This is a genomic window from Micromonospora sp. NPDC004540 (genome assembly GCF_040610095.1).
In the GTDB taxonomy this organism is placed as follows: domain Bacteria; phylum Actinomycetota; class Actinomycetes; order Mycobacteriales; family Micromonosporaceae; genus Micromonospora.
The window spans coordinates 1-11109 of sequence record NZ_JBEXLR010000149.1 but is presented as its reverse complement, the minus strand read 5'-3'; the positions used below and the strand labels follow the sequence as shown (position 1 = coordinate 11109).

The 11109-nt window shown below is 69.0% G+C and carries 7 protein-coding genes and 1 pseudogene; 5 read left to right on the top strand and 3 right to left on the bottom strand.

The features are described from left to right. Positions 1–141: 141 nt before the first annotated feature. A pseudogene (locus tag ABZV78_RS30050) lies at positions 142–866 on the bottom strand (methyltransferase domain-containing protein). A 220-nt stretch (positions 867–1086) separates the two neighbouring features. On the opposite strand from ABZV78_RS30050, the gene ABZV78_RS30045 reads away from it, so the two are divergent. Continuing rightward, positions 1087–1251 carry a DUF6817 domain-containing protein gene (locus tag ABZV78_RS30045; RefSeq protein ID WP_355644008.1) on the top strand — a complete coding sequence of 55 codons (165 nt, stop codon included), beginning with the start codon at positions 1087–1089 and terminating at the stop codon, positions 1249–1251. A 198-nt stretch (positions 1252–1449) separates the two neighbouring features. Further along, the gene (locus tag ABZV78_RS30040) at positions 1450–1785 is read left to right on the top strand and encodes a hypothetical protein (protein WP_355644006.1); all 336 of its coding nucleotides are present in this window, start codon (positions 1450–1452) and stop codon (positions 1783–1785) included. Between the two features lie 191 nt (positions 1786–1976). Here ABZV78_RS30040 and ABZV78_RS30035 read toward each other — a convergent pair whose 3' ends face one another. After that, on the bottom strand, positions 1977–2360 hold the full coding sequence (locus ABZV78_RS30035) for a hypothetical protein (protein ID WP_355644004.1): 384 nt from the start codon (positions 2358–2360) through the stop codon (positions 1977–1979). Between the two features lie 1899 nt (positions 2361–4259). Here ABZV78_RS30035 and ABZV78_RS30030 point away from each other — a divergent pair. Both ABZV78_RS30030 and ABZV78_RS30025 read left to right on the top strand, forming a co-directional pair. Beyond that, positions 4260–4757, top strand: coding sequence for a SigE family RNA polymerase sigma factor (locus ABZV78_RS30030; RefSeq protein ID WP_091261928.1), 498 nt, complete (start codon positions 4260–4262; stop codon positions 4755–4757). Further along, on the top strand, positions 4750–5640 hold the full coding sequence (locus tag ABZV78_RS30025) for a hypothetical protein (protein ID WP_355644002.1): 891 nt from the start codon (positions 4750–4752) through the stop codon (positions 5638–5640). Before ABZV78_RS30030 ends, ABZV78_RS30025 begins: the two co-directional genes overlap by 8 nt. Before the next feature lie 286 nt (positions 5641–5926). Here ABZV78_RS30025 and ABZV78_RS30020 read toward each other — a convergent pair whose 3' ends face one another. Further along, the gene (locus ABZV78_RS30020) at positions 5927–9211 is read right to left on the bottom strand and encodes a hypothetical protein (RefSeq protein ID WP_355644000.1); all 3285 of its coding nucleotides are present in this window, start codon (positions 9209–9211) and stop codon (positions 5927–5929) included. A 222-nt stretch (positions 9212–9433) separates the two neighbouring features. Here ABZV78_RS30020 and ABZV78_RS30015 point away from each other — a divergent pair, with 222 nt between their 5' ends. Then, a complete protein-coding gene (locus tag ABZV78_RS30015) occupies positions 9434–10528 on the top strand; it encodes a winged helix DNA-binding domain-containing protein (protein ID WP_355643999.1) in 1095 nt (364 codons plus the stop codon). Positions 10529–11109: the final 581 nt, after the last annotated feature.

Genomic DNA, 11109 nt, shown 5'->3' with positions numbered 1-11109 from the left:
GGTAGGGCGCTCCACCTTGTCCCCGTCCGGGGAGGCTGGACGGTCAGAGACTGCCCGACGAGGAGATCCGCCAACTAGCCGGCGGCCAATTTGCGCTTGCGCCGGCGTGAGTACCGCGTGTTTCAGTGACGTCGGGGGCGATCAGCGCAGCACGAGCAGGTCCAGGGCGTCGATGACTGGCCCAGTGTCGGTCCTCGCCGCTTGGCGAAGTCGGGCGAGGCCGGCGGCGTAGTCATCGTCGCTGATCAGATGCAGGACGGTGTGCGCCTCGCGGCGCAGCGTCGTGGCGGCCTCGTGCAGGGACGCGGCGGTGGTCTGCGAAACCTGTTCGCAGGCGACGGTGTTGAAGCCGGCGGCGGCGAAGGCGGTCTCGACGTCGGCCACGCTGGGATAGGTGTCGAGCACTTGGACGGCTTCCGGGAAGTATCGGAAGAGGGTGATTGCCTGGTGCCGTCCGGCGAATGCGGAGCGGATCAGCAGCGGAGCGCCGGGGCGCAGGACCCGGCGCAGTTCGTGGGCCGCGGCGGCAAGACGTGGTGGATGACGGTGGACATCCAGACGGCGTCGACGCTGTCGTCATCCAGCGGGATGTGCGCGGCGTCGCCGGGAGCCACGGGCTGGTACACCGAGCGAGCGCGCATCGCCTCGGACGGATCGACCGCGATGACATCGATGCCCTTGTACCAGGTGGTGAAGGCTCCCGCCCAGCTGCCAGTGCCGGAGCCCAGGTCGAGAAGCCGCATCCCGGGGCGGGGGCCGAGGTGCCGCGTGATCGCCTTCCGCCAATCCGCTAGTCCGTCGTCGGTAAGGTGGCGGGTCGCCTCGTACGCCGCCGCTTCCACGCTGTCGTACGCGATTCGAGCCATGCCCCTGACTCAACCGTCTCGATCTGCCGAGTGGAAGGGGCGGTGCATCAATTCACATTCGTGAGTCATGCTGGCTTGCATACAACGCGCTCGCCGTGCTGATGATTGCGGCGGCGATGGCCTTTGCCCGAGGTCTAGCCGCTGCGGCAGCAGACCCCTGTGACGAAGTGGGCAAGAGGAGGGGCAGCCCGCCGACACGACCGTGCCTAGGGTCAAACCCATGAGCGTTGACGCTGATACGCGGACCTGGCTACGTGGATGTGGCGCTGAGGCGATCGAGCACCCGGGCGGCACGCTCTACGCCCACCTGTGCCGTGTGCAGGAGCGCCTTGCCGCACTCTGGTCGGACGTCGACACGCAGCGCGTGCGAGTCTTGGGGCGATAACGAAGAACGACCCGTCGCGACTCAGGCCGGCGGTCAGCGCGGACAGGCCGTACAGCCATCCGTACAGCCAAGACCCTTCGCAGATGCCGACGCTGCCCGACAACAGCGGACGTGCGACCGGTGGTGCAAGGACCTGACCAGCCATCCGCGATCTTCTTCTAATCCCAAGGCCACCGCGCCCCGGTTAGTGTCCTCCCTGTGGCAGCAGGTGGCGACTTCGGCGAAGTCTGGCGGGTCTACGGTGTCGGTGGTGAGCTGCTCGGCGAGATCGAGGTTGAGGAGCACGACATGCCCTGGCATCGGGGCAGGTTCAGACCTCAGCCAGCGTTCGAGCAGTTGCGACCGCTCTTTGATGAGTGGAGCCGTGCGGTTGACTCAGGCGATCCGCAGCCGATCGACCAGGCGTACGAGGCGATCCGCGCCGCAGTCACGATGACCTACCCCAACGGCCGCCAGGTCCCCGAGTTCATGCTTGGGATCGAAGGCGACCACGCGGGGTTTCGGTGGCACGACGAGCCCTTCGGTGACGACTAGCTCGCTCGCCTCGGGGTCTCCCAGCACTGATGGACGGGCCATCCATGGGCCACAAGGCCGGATCACGGGAGGCCAAACCAGGCCGCCAGCGACCAGGCCGAGCAGGAGAACCGCCGTAGCAGACCCCGATTTTGTCCAATTACCAAGGTGACAGTCGACTACGCCGACCATGCGGCCAACGGAAACTTCCTCTAGGGAGCCTCACCTGGACGCCAGCGGCGAGCTTGATGTTGCTGGTCCACACCGATGCACGCGAGGACCAAGGCGCGGTCAGCCGCCAAGAACAGCTGGAAGTAGTAGGGAGGATCGAGCTGCGTCACGCCGCCAAGTCGAACAGGCTCTTCACCGAGCGCGCGGAGCGTCTCGACGGCCGCCGCGAAACCGAGCGTCGGGATGCCCCGGTCCCTGGTAATCGCCTCCCGTGCCCGGTACGTGGACGCAAGGTTGTCTGCGGGGACCAATCCGGCGGCGCCGTCCCAGACGCGGAAGGACGCTCCCCGCTCAAGGGCTTCACGGCACGCCTTGTTGACCGGACTCTCGTCGCCAAGTAGAGAGATCAACTCCTCGCGCTTCACGCAGCGACGGTACAGCCAAGACCTCCGACCGACGCCGACCCTGCCCGACAACTACGGACGGGCTGACCAGGTGGCTAGCGAAGCGACCAGCCGTCCGCGATCTTCTTCTAATCCCAAGGCCGCAGGTTCGAATCCTGCCGGGCGCACCACCGTCATCCCAGGTCAAGGCGGCCCGCAAAGCGGGCCGCGCCAGCCCGGCCCCGGCCTGCTGGCGACCTCCGGCCGGCATCGGCCGGGCCGGCCACGCTGAGGGACAAGCAGGACTCCGTAGGCCTCGGAACTCCGCCCCGAACCCCGACCCTCCTCAGAGATGCCGCCGCGGCTCACCTCGCCGGGCACCACAAGGGCTACCAGCCTCCCCGAACGGGACCAGGTCGTTCGTCCGCTAGGACGCTCCACCTGGCCCCCGTTCGCGGAGGCTGGACGGTCTGGCGACTGCCCGAGGAGATCCGCTGAAGCCAGCATGCCGTTGACCCCGCTGTCACCCGCAGGGCGGGAGAATGCCAGGGGGTCAGGTACCGGTTGGGGGCAACGCCAATCTCACCGCGCAGTCGGGGTAGCCACTGGAATTCAGGCGTGTAAAGATCACGCCGTGCTCACCTCGTCAGCATCCCCTCCTGTCGTGGTCGTGTTGTTCTTTGAGCTCTTCGGCATCGCTGGCATCGCTCTAGGCATCGGAATAATCGTCACGCGGCGTATCCCGTGGTTCCTTGACCGGCAGGGTCTCGCACCGCTGCCGTTGCGCAGAGGCAGCTCCCTCGCTCTGATAGGTGGCACTATCGTCCTGGGAGCGTCAGCGTGGTTTCCATCGATTCCGCATCCGGTCGCAGTAGCGCTGAACGCAGCGGGCTTTGTCACCTTCGTGGCCTCGTGGGCCTGCCTGATCTTCGTGCGGCGCTAGCAGCCAAGTCGGCTAGATCGACAACTCCCATGCTGGCAGTCTGGGAGCCACGCGTGGGAGCCACCGGGGCGGACTGGACGGGACGGTACGGGACCGATGGAGTTGCCGAGCGCTTGAGGACGAGGACCAGGCGGACGGCGTCGGACGCCCTTGACATGGTCTTGGGAATCTACGGATCAGATGGTCAGCAGCCGCTTGTCTTACAGCCATCCGTACAGCGCAGACAGCCAGCCAACGCCGGCGGCATCCGACAGTGACGGACGGGCTGAGCAGGAGAACGGCGGGTTCCAGACCCGCATCGGCATGACTTCCTGGCGCTGCGGCTACTGCTCAGCCTGACCTTTCCCGACGGTCCACTTCCGGACGGCACCGCATTCGATGATCTCTCACCGTTGCAGCAGGAGGTCGTTCGCCTCGTCATTCGTACCCGCATGCTGAGGCAGGGCCCGATGATGCCGCGAGCCATCGGAGAGTGCAATCTCCCCCATACAGAGGAAGCTCTCGCGACCTGGTGCGCCGGACAGCCTCAAAGCGCGAGCTGAACGTAGCGAACGGTTGCAGCCGCACCCGTCGAGGACGTCCCCGAGGCGCTGAGACGCGATCCTCAACTCGGTGCGGAAGCTGATCGAGCTGGGCTACCTCGTCGACGAGAACGACCTGACTCCGGCCCACGAGTAGCCCGGGCCAGAGGAGACGGAAGGCCCGGGGAAGTCCTCGGGGCCTTCGTTGCGGCTGCGGTCGGTGGCAATCACGGTGAATCGCTCGGCGAGTCGCGGTGCCGCGTGGCGCCACATGAGGTGGCGCTCTTCACCATCGTCGTGGCGGTTACCGCGCGGCAGCGGCCCGTCGACGCGCCACCCCGGATGAGCTCCGCGTCCGTGCTTCCGGAACACTGCGTCCCCCGGCCAGTTCCGGAGCGAAACCACTGCCCGGCAGGCAACCGCCGGCGGGGGTGCGGCGTGACTAGGGGTACGACCAGGCGGGGAGGGAGGGGACGCATGTCAGGCGAGGAGAGCTTTGACGCGTTCTACCGAGGTAGCAGGCAGCGGCTCTACGACTGCCTGTATGCCCTCACGGGCAACGCCGCCGAGGCGCAGGACGTGGTGCACGAGGCGTACGCCCGAGCCTGGCAGCGGTGGTCGACGGTCGGCGAATACGCCGACCCGGAGGCCTGGGTACGGACGGTCGCCCGCCGCGTGGCGGTGAGTCGCTGGCGGCGGGCCCGGTCGGCGCTGCATGCCTACCGTCGTGCCGGCCCCCCGCCGGACGTGCCCGGCCCCAACCCGGACAGCGTCGCGCTGGTCGGCGCGCTCGCCCAGTTGCCGCCCGCTCAGCGGACCGCCTTGGTCCTGCACCACCTGGTCGGCCTACCGGTGGCCGAGGTGGCGCGGGAGACCGGCGTGCCCGACGGCACCGTGAAGGCCCGCCTGTCCCGCGGCCGGCGAGCGCTCGCCAACCTGCTCGAGGCGACACCTTCGGAGGCGCACAATGTCTGACGGATTCGAGAGCACGTTCGCGCCGCTGCGGGGGCAGCAGCCGCTGGCGCCGTTCGCGTCCCCCGAGGCGGTCCGCCGTCGCGGACGGCAGCGCTCGCAGCGCCAGGCGGTCGTCGCCGGCTTGGCCGTCGTCGCCGTGGCGGGGGCGGGGGCCGGCTCGGTCGCGAACCTCGGGCCGGGCGACGGCTCGCCAGCCCCCGGCGCCAGCCGAACGACCGTGGCGCCGAGGGGCACCGGGTCGCCGAGCGTGGCGCCGAGCCCGACGACCCCGGCAACGAGCGCCCCGCCGAGCCCGAACGGCAGCGGCAGGCCCGAACCCGGCGTGGCGGACCTGGGCACCCTCATGCTCCGGCCGGCGGATCTCGGGCCGGGTGCGTGGCGGAAGCAGTTGCCCAGCGAGCCGTTCTCCGGCGATACGTGGCGCTGGGCCGATCTGTGCGCGGCCTACCGCAGCTCCGACTACCAGTCGCTGCGCCGGCAGGCGGACCTCGACTTCACCGGGTACGCCAACGGCTCGGCCGGGTACGTCTACGAACACCTGCACCGGTATGCGGGCGGGTGGGGCCCGCGGGCGCTCGACGACGTACGTCACGTGCTGTCCACCTGCGCCGGCACGGCGACACCGTCGACTGCGCCCGGAAGTCCGGCGCCCCGCAGGTTCACCGTCGTGGGCACCGGCTTCGCCGGGGACGAGGCGCTGCTCGTCCGCGAGGAGCAGTGGTACTACGAGGGTGAGACGCTTGCCGCCGATCCGATCGTGACGCTCGTCGCGGTGGTCCGGGTCGGCGACCTGGTCGGCACCGTGATGTTCTCGCCCGATCGGGACGAGCCGTACGCGCGGATGGTCGCCACGGCGGCGGCGGGCCGGCTCGCGGCGGGGTAGCCGACGGCGGACGCGCGTGAACAGCTCGGGCCGGGCAAGGTGGCGGTGCGGCCGGTCAGATGCCGGAGAACCGACGGTCGAACGCCGGCGTGGCCAGTGTCGACGCGCGCCCCGGAGGACGCTCAAGAGGTCGCCGAGCACCTCGACGACCGCGATCATCTGCTCCTTCTTGACGGCAAGGGGGATGTCTCGACTGGCATGTGCTTGTGGCTTTCGGCGCGTTTGGCGTTCGGCTCAGGTTTCGGTGATCCAGTTGGCGAGAACGGCCGGGTCGCCGCAGGCTCGATCATGGGCGCAGCCAGAGCGCCGGCTCGCGCGTGAAGCGGCCGGTGGCAGTGTCGCGCAGCAGCGCGATGCCGTCGACAGTCACGGGTTCGTCGGACTCGCCGCGCTCGCCCTTCATCCCATCCGGAGCGCCGCCTTGCAGCGCAGTGGCCGAATGGTGCGCGTCGCCGCTCATTCGTCCGGGGGCCGCGGGGACCGGCCGCAGCAGGTGGCGAGTGGGGAACCCTCGAAGTTTGGTCTGGTGTACGGCGCAGCTCACCTCGATGTTGTCGCCGGCGGTGAGTCGGGGTAGTCGGCTGGCGCGTGGACCCAGCACCACCGGCTCGACCGTGGCGCCGTCCTTGCCCGTTATGGTCACCCGTCCGCTCGCGAGCGGCTCGACCCGCACCCCCTCGGCCTGGAGCCACTTCGCAAGAGCCAGTACGCAGTAGCGCTCCAGCGCCTGGTCGGTCGGCTCGCCGTTCGGATGGAGATCGGCTGGCTGCACCACGACCTGGGTCCATATCCGTGGGGGCGCCTCCGGCGACGCGGGACGATTCCCGGCCGCCGCCGCTTCCGAGCGGACGAGCAGCCGCTCGACGCTCTCCGCCGTGCAGCACGCCGAAAGTTCCAACTCGTTGAGAAGATCGAGAAGTTGCCGAGCGTACTGGGCAGGTACGGCGCCGGCGGATTCGGCGGCGCCCCGGGTCTCGCCGATCTGGCGCTTCTGCCATCTGTGCAAGTGCCTGTCGAACTCCAATGCCTGGTCGCGCTGAAAGCCGAGCCACTGCATAGCCCGCACGAACTCGCTGTCCGGCACGAGGCTCTTCGGGCGGTTCTGCCGACCCACCTTCTCGATGAACGAGTCCGGCCACTGGATGCAGAACCGGTAGAGGCAGATGAGCCGGGGCAGCACGTAATCATGTAGTTGGCGAGGACGTTCGGTGAGTAGCAGGCCGTGAATTCCCCAGTGCTCGATTCGCCGGGCCAGTGCCTTGATGTCGGAACGGACGCGGTCCTGCCGCCGCACCCCCATCGGAGCCGCCCGATCCCACAGGTCGGCGAAGCGTCCGGCCAGGGCGTCATCGAGCTCCGCCCAACGCTGCCGGTTGTCCCGCGCGTCCTCCGGTGTGGCTGGCTGGCGCCGCGCGCGCCCAAGGAAATCCTCGAGACTGTCGGTCGAGGCGTCCCTCAGGAAGTGCCACACCCCATGGCCGTTGCGCATGACGAGCCGGCCGCGTGACCCGTCATAGAGCCGGCGAAACTGCCGCGAGCTCAGCCGACCAGAGGACCTGAACCTGGCCCAGACATACAGCGCTACGCCGAGCACGGCGACCCCGCAGGCAAGGCTGAACAGGGCCGCCTCGTTGGCGTGCCGGGACAGCAACCCCAGGGCCTGGTCATGTAGCCAGCGCAGCCAGTTGGCATCCGCTGGCGCGCCGGGGGTTGGCGCGATGTCCCGCGGGGTCTTCATGTCCGTCGTGGCGTCGAGCACCGTCACCAGGCTGACGAGTCCAACCGCGAGGCTGATCACCACGCCACCCTTTTGGATCACGTCCGCCTCGCGGACCCGCCGCTCGTCGAAGGCGGAGGTGATCGCGGCCACGAGGTCGTCGTACCGAGACTTGACCCAGGAGGACTGTTCGACGATTTCCGCGCCGTGCTGGCGTACCCGGGCGAACAGCCCGGTCTCGGTGATCGCTCCGCGCAGTCCGAGCACACTCCGCCCGTGCAACTCGGTGAGTTTCGCGTCGAAGTCGTCCTGCAACCGCTCGGCCGCCGCGTCGATGCTGGCACTGGAGGCCCGCGTCAGCGCGCGCAGGTGGCCGAGGTCGGCTACCCCTTGGAGCAGGATCTGGTGCAGCAACTGCACGGCGCGGTGCGCTTCGTTGAGCGCTCGACCGCGTCGCATCGGCAGGTGGGTCGAGAGCGCGTCCCAGAGAAACGCGCCGCGCTCCGCCATCGCGGTGTAGACCTGAAGATGGTTTTTCCAGATTTCCAGGTCACGCTCCACCGTGTACAGCTCACTACCGCTGGTCGCCTCGAGTTCACTGAGGGCGATGACGATCCCCGCCGCATCCTCCTCCTGACGGCGGATCGCGGCTGCCTGCCGGTCCGGGTCCCGCTGGCCGTCGGCGTCACGGGCCGGGTAGCCATTGCGGGACGGCAGGATCAGGTAGTGCGGGGTGTAGGTCTCGCCCTCGCGCCGAAACCGGCGCAGCACCATGAAGTCACCGTTGAGCACGGCGCGGCTCACCACGGAGTCCCGAGCGGTGCCGGTCAGTAGCAGCTCGCGCGCGAGCCGATCACCGACCCGCTCGCTCCGCTGCAGATAGCGGTAGGCGTCGCTGCGCAGAGACGCCGGGACGGCCACCCAGAACGTCGGGAAGTCGTACTGCCAATCGAAGATCCGGAACTGGACCGGCAGGAGTTGCGCGGCGAGCAACCGCTGCAGGCTCTCGCCGACCCGCAGCAAATAGCTGCGGTAGGCGGGTACCTGCTCGGCCGGGATTCGCACGTCCTGCGCGTCGTTCACCGCCGGGAACAGCAGCTCCTCAGGGACGTGCCGACGGCTACGGGGCAGCGACGTCCAAACCGAGATGCTGGCTCGGCACAGCGGCCGCTCCACAAGGTAGGAAAAGGAAATGTCGACCACCGCATACACCGGCAGGTCCGGATCCGCCGGATTGCACAGTGACCGCAACCGTCGCGGTTCCAGGAAGATCTGATGCCGCAGCTCGGCTAGCTGACGCCAGGCCTGTCGATCCTTGTCCAACGCGGCCAGGCACCCCTGCCGCACCTCGTCTACCAGCTCGGTCATGAGTGACCGGCCCGCTTCACTGTCGGCACGTTTGTAGTCGACAGCATCGTCTCCATGGTGGACCCGTCCCAGCCAGGCCGTGCCGTCCAGCACCCCTTCCGGTCGGAGCAGGGCGTCGAGCAGGCGACGATGCGCGGCGAATTCCACACCGCCTGGTTCGGTTGTGAGACCGTCCGGAATGCAGTCCGGATCCCGCCGAAGCAGCTCCACCTCAGGGATGCGCCAGGCCGAGGTACGAACCATGATCAGGCGGTTGAGCGCACCGTCCCGCTCGCGGCCCGTCCGCGGCTTCGAGCCTTCCTGCCGCCGCGAGCCGCCGCCCCCGCCCCCAGAGGCCTCCGCCGCCACGAGGTGGGACGCGGCCGCCGGTGTGCCCGCTGGCGCCGGCTCGGGTGCCGGCGGTGACGACGAGACCTCGCCCAGCAACACCGGATCAGTGGGGGCAGCTTGGGCCGGCTCGACGATTTCCCCTTGCTGGTGAGGCATTCCCACGTCACCCTCCGCATCGTCAGCTGCCCCCACGGTAAGCGGCTGCACCGACGCCGACGAGATCCGCTCGGACGACTGCTGGGGGACCTTCCGGCGGCGCGTGCACGACCGATCTCGCGAACAGCCGGGCAGAGACCCGACGGCGACCTGCAAGGCCGCAGTCGCGGCGGTAGCACCAGCCAACGGCTCGGAAAACGGGTGGGCGATAGTGTCATCGCCGTGAGCGTGCTCGACCGCCGCGCCCTCAACCGGGCGCTTCTAGCTCGCCAGCTCCTGCTGCAGCGGCACGACATGCCGGTCGCTGACGCCCTTGAGCACTTGGTGGGGTTGCAGGCGCAGGAACCCCTGGAGCCGTACGTCGGGTTGTGGAGCCGCCTGGCGGGCTTCCAGCCGCCGGCGCTGGCCGAGCTGCTGCTGAACCGCCGGGCGGTCCGCACACTGCTGATGCGCCGCACCCTTCACTTGGTGACCGCACGCGACTGCCTCGCGCTGCGGCCCGTCCACCAGGCAATGCTGGTCGCACGCATGTGGTCGACGCTGCGCCGGGTGCTGCCCGGCGTCGACCTCGACGACCTGGCGAGACTCGGCCGGCCGCTGTTCGAGGAACGGCCGCGCATGCTGACCGAGGCCGCACGCGCAATCGCCGACCGCTGGCCGGGGGTGGAACCGCGCTCGCTGGGTGACGCGCTCAGCACGCTCGTGCCGCTCGTGCAGGTGCCGCCCCGCGGTGTCTGGGGCGAGCGCGGCGCCGCGTACAACACCACAATCGAGACGTGGCTGGGCCGCCCGCTGGAGCCGCAGTCGCCGGCCACCCTCGACGCGCTGGTCCTGCGCTACCTCGCCGCCTACGGCCCGGCGGCCAGCGCTGACATCCGCGCCTGGTCCGGCCTGAGCGGGCTGCGGGAGTCCGTCCAACGGTTGCGACCGTCGTTGCGGACGTTCCGCGACGAGCGCGGCCGCGAGTTGCTCGACGTTCCCGACGGCGCGCTGCCCGACCCGGAAACCCCGGTGCCGCCGCGTTTCCTGCCGGCTTTCGACAACGCGGTGCTCGGCTACGACGACCGCAGCCGCGTCATCGACCCCGAACATCGCGGTCTGAGTGTCACGGGTGCCCGCTTCCTGCTGGTCGACGGCCGGGTCGCGGGCACCTGGGCGGTCACGGTCGACGACGACGCGACGACGTTGCAGATCACGCCGCTGCGCGCGCTCGCGAAGCACGAACGCGACGCCGTCGTCGCCGAGGGCGAGAGTCTGCTGACCATGTTCCAGCCCGAGCCACAACGCGCCAACCACGTCACGATCGCCGACGCTTGACGCAAGGTGTGGGCGCCGTAGCAGGGGTGCGGAACTCTCCGCCCTGAACGTCGAAGCCAGCCAGGTCAAGCCCGGTTTCGAGGTGCCGGATGACCCCATGGGGCGAAGGTGTCGTGGTGCGGCGACTACTCGCCGACCTCAGGCTGCGCGTGGCTCTACTTCTATGTGCAGAACGGCCACGCGTACGTCGCGGAACCAGGCAACACGATCGAGCCGGTGAGCGACGGCACCGCCCTTCACGCTAGGCCAATCTCGACCACCGAGCACGATGAGAACGCCGAAACAAAACGGGAACGAGGGACGAACCCAGGCACCTAATCAGGTCACCACGCGGGCCCGTGCACGTGTCGAGAACGGTGTCCCCGCCTGCCGGGTCGACGGATCAACTTCAGGGCACGGAGCCGGTTCAAACTCGGGTCAGGCGCGACCGGTAGGGCCACCTCCCCAGAATGTCGAGTCCCACCTGACGCTTCTATGGCTCGTCAAGTGGGTCTGTCAAGAAAACGGTGTAACACGGGTTGTTGAGGACTACTTGCGGGCTGCGGCGAGTCGGCCTTCGAAGGCCATCTCGAAGGCGTTCA

Excerpts from the sequence above, each read along its gene's own strand:
- ABZV78_RS30025 (WP_355644002.1), top strand. The coding sequence starts at position 4,750 with ATGTCTGACGGATTCGAGAGCACGTTCGCGCCGCTGCGGGGGCAGCAG.
- ABZV78_RS30020 (WP_355644000.1), bottom strand. The coding sequence starts at position 9,211 with ATGCCTCACCAGCAAGGGGAAATCGTCGAGCCGGCCCAAGCTGCCCCC.
- ABZV78_RS30045 (WP_355644008.1), top strand. The coding sequence starts at position 1,087 with ATGAGCGTTGACGCTGATACGCGGACCTGGCTACGTGGATGTGGCGCT.
- ABZV78_RS30030 (WP_091261928.1), top strand. The coding sequence starts at position 4,260 with ATGTCAGGCGAGGAGAGCTTTGACGCGTTCTACCGAGGTAGCAGGCAG.